Below are 17,039 nucleotides of genomic sequence, written 5' to 3' on the forward strand. Positions count from 1 at the left end.
TGACTTTCCAACTATCTTATTGCTTGCGCTGAAGAATTTCTACAAGCAAGCCATTCGGATCCGCAGCATATACACCGGTATATCCGGCCAAGGCGCCCTCGGTGATGGTTGCGAGGCTACCTATGGCTCGCCCGCCGGCAGCTTCGACCCGGGCAAGGCAAGCAACGGGGTCATCCACTCTGATGCACACGTGGCCGGTGCAATTGGCTGCGCTGTTGACCGGTGTAGCCTCCGACGGATCCCGATCGAGAAGTTCGAGAAACTCCAGATGCACATCCTTACCGAAAAGATGAGCGATGCGCAGCTTGGCGCCAGCGATGCCGGTCATTTGTTCGACCCAGGGCGCAGTGCGCTCGACAACAGGGGTGGCTTCCAGGCCGATCTGCTTGGTCCAAAAATCCAGCGTGCGGTCAAGATCGCGCGTTATGAAACCAACGTGATCGAAATCGTTGTCTATCAATTCGACTCTCCATGTCTTAATAATCACAAATCTGTAATTATAAATGCCACAGTCGGCACGATAAATCAAACTTGTTTCCGGCGCCGACCGGATCAGTGCCCCGTGGTTCGCCCCATTAAGTCACCGTTTTCGCGACCGTCTCGCCGTCTTCTCCTGTTTTGAGGCGCAGGTTGATAAACAGCAAAAAATTACAACTTGACCAAATCTGTAATTTCTCCTAGTCCTTTTCACCGTGACATTAGGGAAGAGGCAGGATGAGACTGGGTGGAATTGCGGTTGGACCGCAGACGATTGAGGAGATCGGTCCCTTTTGCGAAAAAGCCGATCGCTACGGCATTTCCGCAATCGTTGCTCCGAAGGCAATCGGGGAGATGAGTCTCGACGATGCAAGCCGGTTCGGCGAGCGCGCACGCGAAGCCGGCCTCGTCATCGGCGAGACCGGCTTCTGGGAAAATATCATAACGACCGACGTTGATGTGAGAGCCGACCGTCTTCGGCGGCTGCGCAAGGTGTTGGCAAACGCCGATGCCATGCAGTGCAGGTCGGTTGCCGTTCTTGCGGGGACCCGAGACAGTTCCGACAAGGCATTCGCTGCGCATGCCTACATGTTCACCGAGGAATGCAAGCAGGAACTGCGCGGCGTCATCCTGCAGGCGCTTGAGGGGTTCGACAGCCCTCGCACCCGGCTCGGCCTCGAGCCGTACGCGCACAGCTTCTTCTATGGCCCACAAAGTGCCGCTGATTTCATTGCGAGCGTAGGGCATCCGCAATTCGGGATACATCTCGACCTGGCGAACATGATCGAGCCGGGCAACTTCTTCCAGACAGGCGAGCTGGCAAGGGATGCCTTCGCGCTGCTTGAGCCTCACATCGTCAGCGTTCACCTCAAGGATCTCGTCTGGCCCGTTTCGCCCCTCGGCCTGCGCTTCGAGGAGGTCAATCTCGGCGATGGGCATATGGATTTCGATGCCTACTTCAAGCATATCGCACGGCTTGACCGCGACATCACATGCTTCTGCGAGCATTTCAAAGACGAGGAGGAATACGCCTTGAACTTTGAAAAAGCGCACCAACTGGCCAGCCGTGCTGGCTTTCAATTCATTACACGAAACTAGACGCTGGAGACTAAATTGACCGTCAAGTTGGGCCTCATCGGCTGCGGCCGGATTTCGCACGCGCATGGCATAGCCGTATCGCGCATTGGAGCAGACAAGGTAAGGATCGTCGCATGTAGCGACGTGCGTGAGGAGGCGGCAAAGTCATTCGCAGACGCCTACGGATGCGATCGTTACTACGGCGATGCCGCAGCCATGCTAGCCGCCGAGAAGCTGGACGCGGTCGTGCTCGCGACCTGGCCTGCGCAGCACCTCGAACAGATCGAGATGTGCCTGGCTGCCGGCCACAAGATGATACTCTGCGAAAAGGCGCTTGCAACGACAGGAGAAGACGCCGTCAAGATCTGGGATCTGGTCGAGAAGCATGGTGCGACAGTCGTCGAAGGGTTCATGTATCTCCACCATCCGCTGATCGCCAAGTTGGACGAGGTTATCGCCAAGGGTGACATCGGCGAGATCGATTGGGTGCGCAGCTGCTCGTCTTACTATTTCCCGGAAGTGGCTTCGGCCGACGACGCGTCGCGGAGCTGGCGGTTCAAGAAGGAAACCGGCGGTGGCGTTCCCTGGGATCTTGCCTGCTATACCGTCAACGCGGTCGCAACCTATGCGGCGCAGTTGCCGCAGAAGGTCTCGGCGACGGGCTCCTTCAGTGCGAACTACGGCACCATCAATCGGATATTCGGCACCATCGCCTTCGAGGGCGGTCGAACCGGCGTCATCGAAAGCAGCGCGGGAGCAACGTTCAACCAGGCTCTCGAGATCCACTCGACGAAGCGCACGCTTCACGTCGAGACCGTGTTTACGCCGCCGGGTGATACCATCGTGCGCGAACTGGCGACGGTCAAACCATCCCACATTCATGTCAAGGAGCACGAGGTGGAGAGCCCGCTCACGCTTCAGGACGATCTGCCGACATTCTATTGCTACCAGGCACAGATGGAGAGCTTCCTGAAGGTGCTGGCCGGAGCGGCAAAGCCGAAGCCGGCACTCTCGCAGTCCGTCGTCAACGTGATCACGATCGAGACGCTGATCAACGCCATGATCGAAGAAAAAGTCCTGCCCGTCGACGTACCGCAGCGCGTGCGAGACGCCTGGCTCCGCGATCAGCAGGCTTGAACCAGATAGATGAAGCAACGAGAGGGGCCGCCGGAAACAACCGGCGGCCCTTTGTGCTTGATCCTGCCACAGGTGGAAGATTGATTGCGCTATCGCGCGACGCGCGCGGAAATGACGCTCGCGACGAGCGCCATCGGGTGACGGGTTGGCCGCTGCGCATAGCGCTTGGTTTGGCATCTGCACGAGAAGCCGGTCGCGTAGACGGTCTCCTGGGCGCTGGCGATGTTGCGCCAGGACATGTCGAATAACCGCTTCGACCAGTCCTGATGGCGGGTTTCATGGCCGAACACGCCTGACATGCCACAACAGCCCGTGTCTGCGACCGACACCTTGGCACCCAGGCGCTCGAACAGCTCCTGCCAGTCTTTCCCCGTTTTCGCGCGCATCGATTTCTCGGTGCAATGGAGGAAAATAGTCGCCTCTATGCCCGCGGTACTGGTGGATGACGGCAGCTTGAAACGGTCCTGCGATCTGAGAAGATATTCCTCGATGGAGAGGACCTCCGGCAGGTCCCTGAGGCCCAGCTTGAGAAACTCGCTGCGGAACATGTAGACCACCGCAGGATCCATCCCCACGATCGGCAAGCCGGCTTCGGCCGCCTGCACCACCATCTCCGCAAGTGATCGTGCCTGGCTGCCGAACGAGCGACGATCACCCTTCACATGCGCGGCCTTGCCGGCCGGGCGAAGCGGAAGCAGCGCCGGCCGCAAGCCGAGCGCCTTTAGGCCCGTCACGACATCCGCAACGCAATCAATGTCAAAGAGGCTGGTGAACGGGTCCTGAAGCAGCAACAGGTCCGCATCTGCCGGGATGCCGCGGCCGGGCCGGTAATGGCTCACGTCGAGGCGGCCAAGCGACCGTGCAGAGAGACGTGGGGCATCGACGATGCCGGCCCATGCGGCAACCCTGTCGTAGACCACGTTCGGGACGAAGCGCGAGAGCAGCGGCGCGACCGGCTGAACTAACGGCGACAAACGCTCCAGGAGGACGACCAAACGGTCCGACAGCCGTTTGGTGTTCCGGCGGTAGTAGTCTTCGAGAAAACGCGACTTCATCTCGGGAATGTCGACATGTGTCGGGCAACTTCCCGCACATGATTTGCAGCCCAGGCAGCCGTCAAGGGCAGCAAAGACATCCTGGTCCAATTCAGCGGTGTCCGTGCCATCCTGGCGTGCCTGCCGCCACGCCCGCAGCGCCTCGGCCCGTCCTTTCGGGGAATGTCGAAGCTCACCGGTGACCTTGAAGGAGGGACACATCGGCGTCGTTGCGGCATAGTTCAGGCAGAGCGCGTTGCCATTGCATTCGAAGGCATCCTTGAATGGATCGATGCCCGCGGGCTTGGTGACGCGCATCGGAGATGTGCCGATGCCATAGAGAGTGCCGCTCGCGGATACGAGCTTTCCGGGATTGAATATCCCCGCCGGATCGAAAGCCCGCTTGATGCGCTTGAACGCTGCGAAAGCCTGTGGGCCGACGAACTTCTCGAGATACTCACCCCGGATGCCCTTGCCGTGCTCTCCCCAGAAGATGCCGCCGTGCCGGCATGCGGCCTCATAGACCTCGTCGGATATCTGCTGGTAGAGTTGGCGGTCACCACGATCAGCCATATCGAGTGCCGGCCGCGTATGGAGGCAGCCTACATCCGCATGTCCGTAGATGCCGTACCTGATGCTATGCTTGGACATGATCTGTTTGAAGTCATCGACGAACGCCGACAGCCGATCCGGCGGCACGACACAATCTTCCACGAAGGAAATAGGGCGCCGCTCGCCTGTCGCCGCGCCGAGGAGACCGACGCTCGCGGCCCTGACCGACCAGAGCGAGGCGATTTCGGCGCGCTCTGTCGACAGATAGGAGCCCCGGTATCCGTCTAGAGTGCTCGCGAGTTCGAGGCACGATCGCGCCGATCGCGCAAGCGTCTCCGGATTGTCGCCCGCAAACTCCACGAAAGCATAGACCGGGTTGTCATCGCCGCCGCCGCGCAGAGACGGAGGCAAGACGTCGAGGAGCCCCGCCTTTTGGGCAAGCCCCTGAACCCATTCGTCCATGACTTCGATCGCCAGCGGTGCCATTGGAAGCAGCGCTTGCGTGGCGTTCAAAACGCTGGCGAAACTGTCGAAGCCGATAACGAGAAGAACATTCGCGCGCGTCAGAGGCGTCAGCTTGAGACGAGCCTTTGTCACCAGACCCAAGACGCCTTCTGCGCCGATTGCCAGTCGCCACCACTCCAGTTCCGTGTCCGACGGGCGCGCGCGCTCCAGGTCAAGGCCCGAGAATCGACGGGATAGCTTCGGAACCGTGGCAAGCAGCGGCGCGCGGCCATGATCACAGGCAGCGGCGACCTCCGACATCATTGGTCCAGCCCAGTCGGGGAGCGGCGCCTGGCTGTCGAGCACGCGGCCACCGGCAAGCATCAGCTTGAGCCCAAGGACATTGTCGGCTGTCTTGCCGAAGATACGCGAGCCTTTTCCCGAGGCATCGGTGCCGATCATTCCGCCGATCGTGCAGCGATTCGATGTCGAGGTGTTCGGCCCGAAGAACAAGCCCAATGGGGCGAGCTGGCGGTTGAGATCGTCCAGAACGATCCCCGGCTCGACATCGACAAAGCCGTTGTCGACATCGATGTGGATGACCCGGTTCATATGCCGCCGAAAGTCGACGATCACGCCTTGGTTCAGGGACTGACCGTTGGTTCCAGTGCCGCCGCCGCGCGCCGTAATCGGGATGGAGGCGAATTCGATCTCGTCGAGAACCTCCAGGAGCCGGCGCACGTCGTCACTGTCGCGCGGTGCAATCACGGCTTCGGGAATAATCTGATAGACGCTGTTGTCGGTAGAGTTTGCGGCACGAGAGGCCGCGTCCGTGTGCACGGTTCCGCTAAAACCAAATTCTGCGAGGCGTGCCGCCAACCGCGTGAAGATGTCGGCGTCGAGCTTGGCCGGTTCGGGCATCCGCTCATGCGCGGTCAGACCGGCGCGACGATCAGTCGGACGCATTTTGAAAACCTTGATAGCAATGTTGATCGATGGGCCGCGCCATTGCGCGCGGCCCGTCTGCCGCCTTGGGAGGTCAGGGCAGAGTAATCTGCTTGAAACGTGCGGTCACGTCTTTGACGGCCGGCTCGACCGGAATCCGTTCGATGCTGGATGCGCCGACAAAGCCGACGGCACCGGTCCGCTGCGCGATCTGGGCGGCGTCTTCCGGGGTGATGATCGGACCGCCATGCGACAGCAAGACCGTCCTGTCGTTTTCGGTGCGGATCGCCTCGAACATTGCCTGAAGGTCCTCCGCGGCCTTGTCCATTCCGATCGCCGCCGTCGCGCCGACGTCGCCGCCGGCCGTCAGACCGACGTGGCCGGCAATCATGTCGACGCCGGCCTTTGCCATCATGGCCGCCTCGTGCGGTGTATAGACATAGGCAACGGTGTAGAGGTCGTTGTCGATCGCTCGCGCCATCAGATCGACTTCCCGCTGGAATGTAATGCCAACCGACTCCAGGTCGCGTCGATAGGTTCCATCGATGCGGCCGATGGTCGGCACGTTGATGATGCCGGAGCAGCCCGCGCCTTTGACTTGTTCGATCGACGTCTGATGGTCGCGGGTGGGGTCATGCGCATAGATGCCGCCGATCAGCGGCACTTCCTTGACAACGGGGACGATTTGACGCGCCAGATCAAGCACGGTGTCGTTGGCGTTGCCGACCGGCAATGTCCCATAAATGCTTGCCCAGCCGTTCATGCGGTAGAAGCCGGTATTGTAGACCGCGATAAGATCGACACCCGCCTTCTCGACGAGGCGTGCGATAAGGCCAATGCCCGCCCCCTGCATGAGCACGAATTTCTTCTGGTCGATCTGGCCCTGAATGCGGCCGATGACCTCGTTGCGGGTATACTGCTTAGCCATTGGTCTTTTCCTGCTGTTTTGCTGTCTGCAAATAGGTCTGCATTCGCTCGCACGCGCTCAGAACGAAGCGCGGATCGTTGATGTGGAGATCGAGAACCTGGATCTCGATATCCGGCCGTTGCTTCAGGCCACCGGTCAGTCCTTCGACGAAAGCCGCGCTCGCGGCCTCGTCTCGATAGATGGAGCCGGGGCGATCATATGACGAGAACCCGAGAGCGGGCACGAACACCGAGACCGGGGCGCGCGCGGCCACGAGCTTGCGGGCCATCCACGCCCCTACCTGCCTGGATTCGTCCGAGGATATCCGTAGGAGTGTGCTGGCGGGCGTATGGGTGATGAGTTGGCGGTTCCGATATCTGTCCGGGACTGTCTCGATGCCGCCAAAGTTGACGAGATCGACAGCGCCCGGGATCACGACCTGCGGGATGCCGGCCTTGATGGCAGCCTCCAACCGCGTCGGTCCTGCGCTGCGCAGGCCGCCCAGGACCTCATCGGAGATTTCCGTGGTGGCCAGATCGAAGGCTCCCGTGATCCGCCCTTGCCCGATCAGTTCCTCGAACGCGATGCCGCCGGGCCCACGGGCGTGGAAGACATATGTGCCGTAGCCATGACCGCGAAAGAAGCCCTCGGCGGCCTCGGCTGCGGCCGTCGTCGCTCCCACGGCCGTAATGCCAACGATCGTGAGGTCCTCGTCGCCCTTCCAGAACGAGATGGGGAGCATCGACACCATCGTTGCCGCAGCCCGCGTCAGGCTTGCTCTCAGTGGGGCATTCAGACCGATGAAGTCGACCACCGGATGGATGAGAACGGCGTCATTCCCCTCGATAAACGGCTTCGTATCTCCAGATGCCGCCGTCGATACTAGGATCTTGGGGAGCCCATAGGGCAACACGCGAAAAGCGCGCCCGGCAAGCGCGGCATTGGTGCCGCCGCCGATGCCGATGAAACCGGTTATCAATCCTTGACCAAGCAAAGTACGAACGCAATGCTCAAGACCGTCGAGCATTTGCGCCAGGGCTGGAGCGCGCTCGGGCCAAGACCTGACCGACTGGATGTCGGAACCCGCGAACTGTGCGACAAGATCGGCCGGGATTTCGATCCGATGATCTGCGGCCGGGCGGATGCCGCAGTCCACCACGGTGACGATGACACCGCGCGCCTCCAGTTCGGCTCGTAGAAAATCAACCTGCTCGCCCTTGGTATCCATTGTTGCGGCGATGACGATGCCTGGACGCAGGCCTGATGGAAGAGCAATGGCGCCGGATAATCCTAGCCCGAATTCCGATCCGATGATGTTGTCATCGGTGGCAGTCCTCGCCTGATTGCGATCGTTCACACGCATCTCCCCTGGCGAGCTTGCGTCGAGCAAGCCGTGCGTATCATTTGAACCCGGTATATTTTTACACATCTGTTAGTCTGACCCGGTGCGTAAGCATCATGCGGCGCGATCCAGTTCATGTGCGCCGATCCGATGACCAGTCTCGGCGTCGAAGACATGAACCCGCTCAATGTTCGCCAGCAGCGTAAGCTCGTCTCCAGGCTTCAATGTCGGACCGTCCCGTAGCGCCGCAACGATCGTCTGTGAGCCCAGACGGAGCGAGAGGTGAACCTCAGCTCCGGTAGGCTCAACGGTAATCACATTGGTGGATGCGCCCGTCGCGTCGATCACCAAATGCTCCGGCCTGATGCCATAGATCACCTTGCCGGTGATATGCGAATGGCTGGCCGGAAGTGGAAGACTGACGCCGTCGTTGGTCGAAAACCGGCCATCCTTGATCGTCCCCTCAATGAAGTTCATTCCGGGCGAACCAATGAAGCCAGCAACGAAAAGGTTGCATGGGCTGTTGTACAATTCCAACGGTGTGCCGATCTGTTCGATCGCTCCGTCACGCATCACGACAATGCGATCGGCCATGGTCATTGCTTCGATCTGGTCGTGTGTAACATAGATAGTCGTCGTCTTAAGCCTTTGATGAAGCTCCTTGATCTCGGACCGCATCTGAACACGCAGCTTGGCATCAAGGTTCGATAAAGGCTCATCGAACAGAAAGACTGCAGGGTTGCGGACGATTGCGCGCCCCATCGCGACGCGCTGTCGCTGGCCGCCTGACAGCTGCTTGGGCAGGCGTTGGAGAAGAGGCTCGAGGCTGAGGATTTCAGCTGCCTTGGCGACTCGCTTGGCAATTTCCGTCTTGTCTGTCTTCTGCAGGGTCAACGCAAAAGCCATGTTCTCGGCGACGGTCATATGAGGATAGAGAGCGTAGCTCTGGAAAACCATCGCGATGTTGCGTGATTTCGGCTCGATATCATTGACGACTGTCTTGTCGATGAGGATCTCGCCGGACGAAATGTCCTCCAGGCCAGCAATCATCCGCAAGAGGGTGGATTTTCCGCAGCCGGAAGGCCCGACTAGAATGAGAAATTCGCCATCCCTGATGTCGATGTCAACGCCATGCAGCACGGTGTGCGCGCCGAAAGTCTTGCGGACCTTGTCGATGGTGACTGAAGCCATCATGAACCCTTTTCATCTCCGGCCGATAGTGGCTGGTGCTATTTCGTGATCTGCAGAATAGCTAACAGGTCCTGCCTTTATGTCAATAAAAATAACAAATCTGTAAATAAATCTGTACGTTTCATGCCTGCCAGAGCGCTGCAATCAATCGATGCTCCTCGAGCACCGCGGGAAATCGCGAATTTTGCCATGGTGATGACGATTGTCTGAGCAGCAGACGTGACTCGGGCCTGTCGTGGTGAGATGGGTGGCCACACACGGCCGCCACCAAGATAGGGCAGTCAGACATTGGCGGCCTTGCTGCTATCGGTTCGTCGCCGACTTTGAAAGCTCGTGGCTGGCGCGGATACGGCGAGAATTCGCCGATCCCGTCGCGACCATGCTGGCCGCCAGATGGCTCGATCCAGCGGATCGTGAATGTAGTAGTACAACATGCCACAGCCATCGACCTTGTTGGCAACGGCGTTGGTATATTTTCGCGGCAGGGCAAGTGGCGCGGTTCATCAATAGACGCTGCTCGGCGGGATGAGCTTGAGTGAGCTTATCTTTCTCGCTGCTTCACCTTAGAACCGAGGAGAGGAATTCGCGTGTCCGCTCTTGTTGAGGCGTGGCGAATATCTCTTCCGGCTTTCCCTGCTCGCAGATGCGGCCCTTGTCAAAAAAGCAGACGCGGTCCGACACCTCTCGGGCAAAACGCATCTCATGGGTGACGAGCAGCATTGTCAGGTCATGCTCGTGTGCCAGATCCCGGATGACGGAGAGAACTTCCCCGACAAGCTGCGGATCGAGCGCCGATGTCGGTTCATCGAAAAGCAGAACTCGGGGACGCATTGCAAGCGCGCGGGCAATCGCGACGCGTTGCTGCTGGCCGCCGGAAAGCTGCACCGGGTATTGATCCTTCTTGTCCGCAAGACCTACCATCTGCAGGAGTTCGATCGCACGGGCTTCCGCTTCCGCCCGGGCCATGCCCAGCACCCGGACAGGCGCCTCGACAACATTTCGCAGAACCGTCATATGCGGAAAGAGATTGAAGCTCTGGAAGACCATGCCGACATGATTGCGGATTTGACGGAGGTGTTTTTCCGAAGCATGGAAGGGGCCCTTGCCGACCTTCTCATGATAGGACATATCGCCGAGCGTGAGCTTGCCCTCCTGGAACGGCTCCAGCGTCATCAGGATACGCAGGACTGTCGATTTGCCTGAGCCCGACGGGCCGATCAGCGTAACCTTCTCGCCTTTTGCAACGCTGAAATTAAACTGGTCGAGCACCGTCAGGATGCCGAAGCGCTTGGTGACGTCGGAAAATTCGATGAGGGGTTGGTTGTTCTTATCGTTCATCGCAAGGGGATTCCTGCTTTCGGGAGAGCTTTCTGCAAACGGTGGAGGCCCGCCGAGCAGATCAGTGTCAGGAGTAGGAAGATCAGGCCGACCAGCGTCAGCGGCACGAGATATTCGAAGGTACGTTCGCCGATCATGTTTGCCAGCCCCATCATCTCAAGGACGGTCACGACGGAAAGGACAGGCGTTTCCTTGATCATGGCAATGAGATAATTGCCCATGGCCGGCACGATACGGGGGATGGCCTGGGGAATGATGATATTGCGATAAGTCTGCATACGCGTCAGGTTGAGGGCAGTGGCTGCTTCCCATTGCCCGTGGTGGACGGCCTCGATGCCGCCGCGATAGACTTCCGACGTATAGGCCGCATACTGCAGGCCAAGCGCCAGTGCCCCGGTCAGGAACGCGGGAAGCACGATGCCGAAATCGGGTAGCACATAGTAGAGAAAGAAGAGTTGCACCAAAAGCGGCGTGTCGCGCAGGAACTCGACGATCAAGGCTGTCGGCCAGGAAATGGCCTTGATACGGCTGCGGCGCAGCAGCGCAAACCCGAGACCAAGAACGAGCGCGATGGCAAAGCCAGCCGCCGCCGCCTTCAAAGTCACCGTCAATCCGATCAGAATGATCGGCAGGATTGAACTCGTGTAGGTGACCCAGGTGGTCGTGTCCCATTCGTAACCATACATCATATCGATAAGCCCTTACGAATGCCGGGCGCGTGGGAACACGTCCCCGCGCCGCACAAAGCGCTCAATTATCCGGATCGCGACCATCAGCACGAGCGACATGGCGAAGTAGCAGAGAAGCGTGATCGAGTAGATGCTTGCGCTATCAAGCGTAATGTTGCGGATCGACTGAGCCGCGAAGGTGAGATCCGCGATGGAGATCAGCGACACAAGCGAAGAAAGCTTCAGCGTCTCGATTGCGAGATTGCCGAAGGCCGGCATCATCTCGACGACCGCCTGTGGCAATGAGATACGAAACAGCGTCTGGAAACGGTTGAAGTTCAGCGCACGGGCCGCTTCCAATTGCTGCGTCGAGACTGACGAGAGCGCGCCCCGCACGATCTCCGCCCCATAGCCGCCAGCATGCGCGGCGAGCACCAGAATGCCCGTCGTGATCGGATCGAAGCTCAATCCGACCAGCGGCAATGCATAGTAGAACCAGAAGAGCTGGACGAACAGCGAGGTGCCGCGAAACACTTCCGTGTAGCAAAGCGCGATAGCCGACAGGATGGGCCCACCTTCAACGCGCAGAATGCCGAAGAAGAAGGCAAGCACCGCTCCGGCGGCGATCGACGCCAGCGTGATCGTCATGGTGACGACGGCACCTTGCCAGAGCATCGGCAGGTAGGCTGTCCAGCTCATCTGGAAGTCTCCTGTGTTTGGACGAATGGCGCCCGGTTGTAGCCGAGCGCCTTCTATCGTTACTTGCCGGCGCAGAGATCTGCGACGTTCTTTTCGGCAGCCGCAGCAATGCTCTGTTCGGACAGGCCGTATTTGGTCAGGATCTTCTTGTAGTCGCCCGTTTTGCGGAATTCGACGAGAGCGGCATTGAAAGCGTCTCGCAGTTCCTTGTCCTCCGGACGGAAGGCGAAGCCGCCATAGTTGCGCACGGGCGCGCCCTTGACGATCGGATCCTCGAACGGCGCGACCTGTTCGACCTGTGCCTGCCCCTTGGCGAGTTCGGAGACGGTCAGCTCGGTTGCGGCATAGGCGTCGGTGCGGCTCTGCACGGTCGGGATCGCATCGGCATTGGCCGGGATGAAGACGATCTGCTCATCCTTGACACCGACGGCGCGCAGAAAGTCGACATTGTTTGCACCCGAAACCACGGCCACTGTGAGCGACGGGTCCTTGGCGATGTCGGCATAGGTTTTCAGACCCTTGGGGTTGCCCTTCTTGACCAGAAGTCCTTCGCCATAAGACGAGTTCGGTTCGGTAAAGGCAACCTGCTTGCAACGTTCTGGCGAAATGTTCTGTTCGGCAGCCGCGAAGTCGAAGCGGCGGGCTTTGAGGCCCGGAATAAGCGTGCCGAATGGCGTTACCGTCCAGTTGACTTCCTCGATGCCCATGGACTTCAGAACGGCATTGGCCACGTCCGGGCCGATGCCGGCGGAGGTGCCGTCGGGTTGCATGTAGGAATAGGGCACTTCGTTGGCTGTCGCGGCGCGAATATATCCCTGCTCCTTGACCTCATCGACGGTAAGCGCGTTGGCAGACGTGATGCCGACGGCAAGGGCGAGGGCGGAAAGCCCGGCGATTTTGCTGATGCGCATGTGAATACTCCTCTGGTTGGGTTTTCGTGGTCCGTTTTCGAATCTCACGGCGTTGATATGGTCAGGTCTTCTCCGTAATCGTCGCGATGACGGAAAGGCAGTCGCCGGCCTTGATGAGGCCGGGCACGTGGCGCGCCGCAAGCACGCCATTCATGGTTGCTCGGTATTCGATGGCGGCAAGGCCGGTCTTGCCGACGGGGTACACCCGGGCGATTGTCTCGCCCGTCTTAACCGGCTCGCCCAGATCGCGGGCGAAGGCAATAAGCCCGTCGTCCTCGGCAAAAGTGAAGCAGTCGCTCGATGGCATGTCCAGCCAGCGGGTCGGCTGAACGTCAGGCGAACCCTTCAGGATTCCGGCATGGCGTAGAAGGTTGAGGCTGCCCTTGCGCGCGATCTCAATCGTTTTGGCGCTGGCAGTGCCGGCCCCGCCGAGTTCGGTCGTGACGAAGACCTTGCCCATTTCTTCGACGGTCGTGTCGAGCATGCCGACAGCGTCGATTTCCAGCATCTTCATCGAGTAGGGCGCCGCGAAGGCCGCCACGGCTTCGAAGCAACGCGCCTCTTGATGTTTATCAGGCAGTTCGTGCGCCGCTGCATAGGGCAGGAAGTCGAGCGTCTTGCCGCCCGAATGGAAGTCGAGCACGATGTCGGCCAACGGTATCAGGTGGCGCGTGACATAGTCGGCGATCTTTTCCGTAACCGTACCATCCGGTCGCCCCGGAAAGCTGCGGTTCAGGTTGCCGCGATCGATCGGCGAGGTACGCGTGCCGGCGCGAAACGCGGGGTAGTTGAGCGCAGGAATGACGATGATACGTCCACTTACCTCTGCAGGGTCGAGCGTCTCAGCCAGTTCAAAGAGCGCGGCCGGTCCCTCATACTCGTCACCATGATTGGCACCGGTGAGAAGGGCGGTTGGTCCTTCTCCGTTGGCGATGACGCAGATGGGGATCATCACCGAGCCCCAGGCACTGTCATCGCGGCTATAGGGAAGGCGCAGATGGCCGTGCTGCACACCCTTGCCGTCGAAGTCGACGGAAGCGGCTATGGGGGAGGGGCGAAGGGCGTTGGCCAGCATGTCTCAGCCCTTCACGAATAGCTGACGGGGGACGTTCGACAGGCATTCGACGCCGGTATCCGTGATTGCGATACTCTCGGTGATCTCGAGCCCCATGTCTTCAAGCCAGAGCCCTGTCATGAAATGGAAAGTCATGCCGGGCTTGAGCTCGGTCCGGTCGCCCGGGCGCAGGCTCATGGTGCGCTCGCCCCAATCCGGCGGATAGGAAAGGCCGATTGGATAACCGGTCCGATTGTCCTTGATGATCCCATACTTCTTCAGGACCGCAAAGAATGCATTGGCGATGTCTTCGCAGGTATTGCCCGGCCTTGCGGCGGAAAGGCCTGCTTCCATGCCTTCGAGCGTCGCCTTTTCCGCATCGAGAAAAGCCTGTGTCGGTTTGCCGAGAAAAACGGTGCGCGATAGCGGGCAGTGATAGCGTTTGTAGGCACCGGCAATCTCGAAGAACGTGCCTTCGCCCAGACGCATTGGCTTATCGTCCCAGGTCAGGTGAGGTGCGGAGGCGTCTGCGCCTGACGGGAGCAGCGGCACGATAGCAGGGTAGTCGCCGCCGAATTCCGACGTGCCGCGAATGCCGGCATCGTAAATCTCCGCAACCAGATCGCATTTGCGCATGCCGGGCTCGATAACGTCGACGATACGCTTGTGCATCAATTCAACGATTTTGCCGGCCCTGCGCATATAGTCGAGTTCGGTCGGACTCTTGACGGCACGCTGCCAATTGACGATGCCGGCCGCATCCTTGAAGCGGGCATTCGGCAGATGCTTTTGAAGCGAAGCGAAAGCAGCGGCCGAGAAATAGTAATTGTCCATCTCCACGCCGACCGTAAGGCTAGACCATTTGCGCTCGTCGATGATCTCAGACAGCAGGTCCATCGGGTGGCGCTCGGTCGACTGGACGTAGTGGTCCGGGTAACCGATGATGTTGTCGTGGTCTAGATAGGCGGTACGCTTGGCGCCATTGGCGTCCTGCTTGCGGCCGTACCAGATCGGCTCGCCGCTCGGCGGTACCAGCACGCATTGATGCACATAGAAGGACCAGCCGTCATAGCCGGTGAGCCAGTGCATGTTGGACGGATCGGTGACGATAAGAAGGTCGATACCGGCCTTTTCCATCGCCTGCCGGGTCTTGGAAAGGCGCTCGGCATATTCCTCGCGCGTAAAGTTCAGCGTTACGCTCACGCGGCATCTCCCATTTTCCTGTCGTTTTCGATTGTCTGCCCGCTTCCCGCATCTCTTGCGCGGGTGACGGCCAGATTGGCGATGGCAGTGTCCTGCACACCGGTGCCGGTGAGGTCGGCAAAGGTTATTTCCTCTGCGCTTGAGCGCCCTTTCGCCTGACCGGCGATGATGGCCCCGAGCTCCGCGAATTGCTGGTCAGGCTTTGCTACCCCCGCCGTGATGGCATGGTGCAGTTCACCGAGGATGCGGGTCTGCGTGATACGGTCGGCGACGTAGATCGCACGGGAGAATACGGCCGGGTCGATCTCGTTCTTGTGTTCGGCATCAGAGCCCATCGCGGTCAGGTGTTGGCCAGGTTCCAGCCATTCCGCCATCAGGATCGGCTTCTCGGCCGGTGTCGTGGTGACCACGATGTCGGCACCGCGCACGGCTTGGCGCGGATAGGCCACAGCGGTGACTTCGATCCCGTGTTCACGGGTAAGGTCGCGAGCAAGCTTCTGCGCCTTAACGTAATCGCGCGACCATATGCGGCCCGACTGGATCGGGCGTACCAGCATCAGCGCCGCAAATTGCAACTGCGCCTGCATGCCGGCGCCGAAGATCGTGGCAGCGGCGGCCTCTTCACGTGACAAATGCCGCGCAGCAACCGCGCCGGCTGCAGCCGTGCGCACATCGGTAAGATAGCCGTTGTCGAGAAGAAGCGCTTCGACCAATCCGGTTTTCGCGCTGAAGAGGATCATCAACCCGTTTAGGCTCGGCAGGCCGAGCTTTGGGTTGTCGAAGAAGCCGGGGCTGACCTTGATAGCGAAACCGTCGAAACCCGGAACATAGGCGGTCTTGACGTCCACTTCGCCACGGAATTCGGGAATGTCTAGCCGCAGGATCGGCGGCATGGCAACGGCCTTGGTGGCAAGCGCCGCAAAGGCCTTCTCGATGCAGTCGACGGCTGATGCGTCGAGCTTTACGATGGCGCGCAGGTCCGTTTCGGTCAGGATGCTGATGCGGCTCATGCGGCGGCTCCCCCGACGATATCGCTGTGGATCTCGGGATCGATGTTCCCACCGGATACGATGATGGCGGTCGGTCCGGAAACGCGGACTTTCCCGGCCAGAATAGCGGCGATGCCAACCGCACCCGCGCCCTCGACGATTTCACCCTCTTCACGCGCAGCATGGCGAATGCCGGCTGCGATCTCGCCTTCTGTAAGCAGAACGATTCCATCCAGTAGATCGCTGCAGAGCGCGAACGTGACGCGGTTCTTGAGGCCGATGCCGCCGCCGAGCGAATCCGCCAGTGTTTCCTCCTCTTGCACAGGGACAGGTCTGCCGGCGGCAATTGCAGCATGCATGGCGGCCCCGCGCTCCATCGAGATGCCGATAATACGTGCCCCCGGCTTCAATGCTTTGATGGCAAGGGCAATCCCGCCCGCCAGGCCGCCGCCGGACAGAGGGATGAGCACGGCGGCAAGATCGTGCAGTTCCTCAGCGATTTCGAGGCCGATCGTGCCCTGGCCGGCAACGATATCGACATGGTCGAAAGGCGGGATCCGGGTGAGACCCCTGCTGTGAACCAGACGTTCGACTTCCTCTTGGGCATTGTCCTGCGAGGCTCCGACGATTATGATTTCCGCACCGAGGGCGCGGATCGCTTCGATTTTGTTGGCAGGTACAAGCGAAGACATGCAGATCGTCGCCGACAAGCCAAGTTCGCGGGCGGCATAGGCAACGGCACGGCCGTGATTGCCAGTGGAGGCAGTGACGAGACCGCGTTTGCGTGTGGCGTCGTCCAGCGACAGGATGGCGTTCATTGCACCACGCAACTTGAAGGCGCCGATAGGCTGACGTGTTTCCAGCTTGAGATAAACGGGCTGACCAGTGAGCTCGGACAGGGCGTGGGAGCGAACGAGCGGCGTGCGTGCCACGTGGCCGACAATGCGGGCCGCAGCCTGCTCGACGTCGTCGAGGACAACTGGCAGCGTCGTTTTTTCAGTCGATCTGGACAGGATTTCGCTCTTCATGATTGTCATGTTGAGAGCGAAGTAAAATCATGTCAATTATTAT

The 17,039-nt window shown here is 59.9% G+C and carries 15 protein-coding genes; 2 read left to right on the forward strand and 13 right to left on the reverse strand.

Annotated features, from left to right (window positions below):
- Positions 1 to 16: 16 nt before the first annotated feature.
- Positions 17 to 460 (reverse strand): VOC family protein, encoded by a 444-nt coding sequence (locus tag QTL95_RS05150; RefSeq protein WP_289718899.1) that lies wholly within the window; start codon positions 458 to 460, stop codon positions 17 to 19.
- A gap of 254 nt (positions 461 to 714) precedes the next feature.
- Between QTL95_RS05150 and QTL95_RS05155 the strand changes: the two genes are divergently transcribed.
- Both QTL95_RS05155 and QTL95_RS05160 read left to right on the forward strand, forming a co-directional pair.
- On the forward strand, positions 715 to 1,575 hold the full coding sequence (locus tag QTL95_RS05155) for a sugar phosphate isomerase/epimerase family protein (protein ID WP_289718900.1): 861 nt from the start codon (positions 715 to 717) through the stop codon (positions 1,573 to 1,575).
- 15 nt (positions 1,576 to 1,590) lie between these two features.
- On the forward strand, positions 1,591 to 2,691 hold the full coding sequence (locus tag QTL95_RS05160; protein ID WP_289718901.1) for a Gfo/Idh/MocA family protein: 1,101 nt from the start codon (positions 1,591 to 1,593) through the stop codon (positions 2,689 to 2,691).
- Positions 2,692 to 2,780: 89 nt separating this feature from the next.
- Here the strand turns inward: QTL95_RS05160 and QTL95_RS05165 are convergent, their stop codons facing one another.
- The 12 genes from QTL95_RS05165 to eutB form a co-directional block, all read right to left on the reverse strand.
- On the reverse strand, positions 2,781 to 5,687 hold the full coding sequence (locus tag QTL95_RS05165) for an FAD-binding and (Fe-S)-binding domain-containing protein (protein ID WP_289718902.1): 2,907 nt from the start codon (positions 5,685 to 5,687) through the stop codon (positions 2,781 to 2,783).
- A 73-nt stretch (positions 5,688 to 5,760) separates the two neighbouring features.
- Complete coding sequence (locus tag QTL95_RS05170; RefSeq protein ID WP_289718903.1) at positions 5,761 to 6,594, reverse strand: phosphoenolpyruvate hydrolase family protein; 834 nt, start codon at positions 6,592 to 6,594, stop codon at positions 5,761 to 5,763.
- On the reverse strand, positions 6,587 to 7,930 hold the full coding sequence (locus QTL95_RS05175) for a Tm-1-like ATP-binding domain-containing protein (RefSeq protein WP_289718904.1): 1,344 nt from the start codon (positions 7,928 to 7,930) through the stop codon (positions 6,587 to 6,589). The genes QTL95_RS05170 and QTL95_RS05175 overlap by 8 nt, the downstream gene beginning before the upstream one ends.
- A 99-nt stretch (positions 7,931 to 8,029) precedes the next feature.
- Positions 8,030 to 9,106 (reverse strand): ABC transporter ATP-binding protein, encoded by a 1,077-nt coding sequence (locus QTL95_RS05180; RefSeq protein WP_289719190.1) that lies wholly within the window; start codon positions 9,104 to 9,106, stop codon positions 8,030 to 8,032.
- 558 nt (positions 9,107 to 9,664) lie between these two features.
- Positions 9,665 to 10,444 carry an ectoine/hydroxyectoine ABC transporter ATP-binding protein EhuA gene (ehuA, locus tag QTL95_RS05185; RefSeq protein ID WP_289718905.1) on the reverse strand — a complete coding sequence of 260 codons (780 nt, stop codon included), beginning with the start codon at positions 10,442 to 10,444 and terminating at the stop codon, positions 9,665 to 9,667.
- The gene (ehuD, locus tag QTL95_RS05190; RefSeq protein ID WP_289718906.1) at positions 10,441 to 11,133 is read right to left on the reverse strand and encodes an ectoine/hydroxyectoine ABC transporter permease subunit EhuD; all 693 of its coding nucleotides are present in this window, start codon (positions 11,131 to 11,133) and stop codon (positions 10,441 to 10,443) included. The genes ehuA and ehuD overlap by 4 nt, the downstream gene beginning before the upstream one ends.
- A gap of 12 nt (positions 11,134 to 11,145) precedes the next feature.
- Positions 11,146 to 11,811, reverse strand: coding sequence for an ectoine/hydroxyectoine ABC transporter permease subunit EhuC (gene ehuC, locus QTL95_RS05195; RefSeq protein WP_289718907.1), 666 nt, complete (start codon positions 11,809 to 11,811; stop codon positions 11,146 to 11,148).
- 59 nt (positions 11,812 to 11,870) lie between these two features.
- Positions 11,871 to 12,722: an ectoine/hydroxyectoine ABC transporter substrate-binding protein EhuB gene (ehuB, locus tag QTL95_RS05200; protein ID WP_289718908.1), complete on the reverse strand. Its 852-nt coding sequence runs from the start codon at positions 12,720 to 12,722 to the stop codon at positions 11,871 to 11,873.
- A 61-nt stretch (positions 12,723 to 12,783) separates the two neighbouring features.
- Positions 12,784 to 13,797: a N(2)-acetyl-L-2,4-diaminobutanoate deacetylase DoeB gene (gene doeB, locus QTL95_RS05205; protein WP_289718909.1), complete on the reverse strand. Its 1,014-nt coding sequence runs from the start codon at positions 13,795 to 13,797 to the stop codon at positions 12,784 to 12,786.
- A gap of 3 nt (positions 13,798 to 13,800) precedes the next feature.
- A complete protein-coding gene (gene doeA, locus QTL95_RS05210; protein ID WP_289718910.1) occupies positions 13,801 to 14,979 on the reverse strand; it encodes an ectoine hydrolase DoeA in 1,179 nt (392 codons plus the stop codon).
- The gene (gene eutC / locus QTL95_RS05215; RefSeq protein ID WP_289718911.1) at positions 14,976 to 15,989 is read right to left on the reverse strand and encodes an ectoine utilization protein EutC; all 1,014 of its coding nucleotides are present in this window, start codon (positions 15,987 to 15,989) and stop codon (positions 14,976 to 14,978) included. The genes doeA and eutC overlap by 4 nt, the downstream gene beginning before the upstream one ends.
- On the reverse strand, positions 15,986 to 17,005 hold the full coding sequence (eutB, locus tag QTL95_RS05220; protein ID WP_289718912.1) for a hydroxyectoine utilization dehydratase EutB: 1,020 nt from the start codon (positions 17,003 to 17,005) through the stop codon (positions 15,986 to 15,988). Before eutB ends, eutC begins: the two co-directional genes overlap by 4 nt.
- Positions 17,006 to 17,039: the final 34 nt, after the last annotated feature.

The organism is Rhizobium sp. S152, from assembly GCF_030380735.1.
GTDB lineage: Bacteria > Pseudomonadota > Alphaproteobacteria > Rhizobiales > Rhizobiaceae > Rhizobium.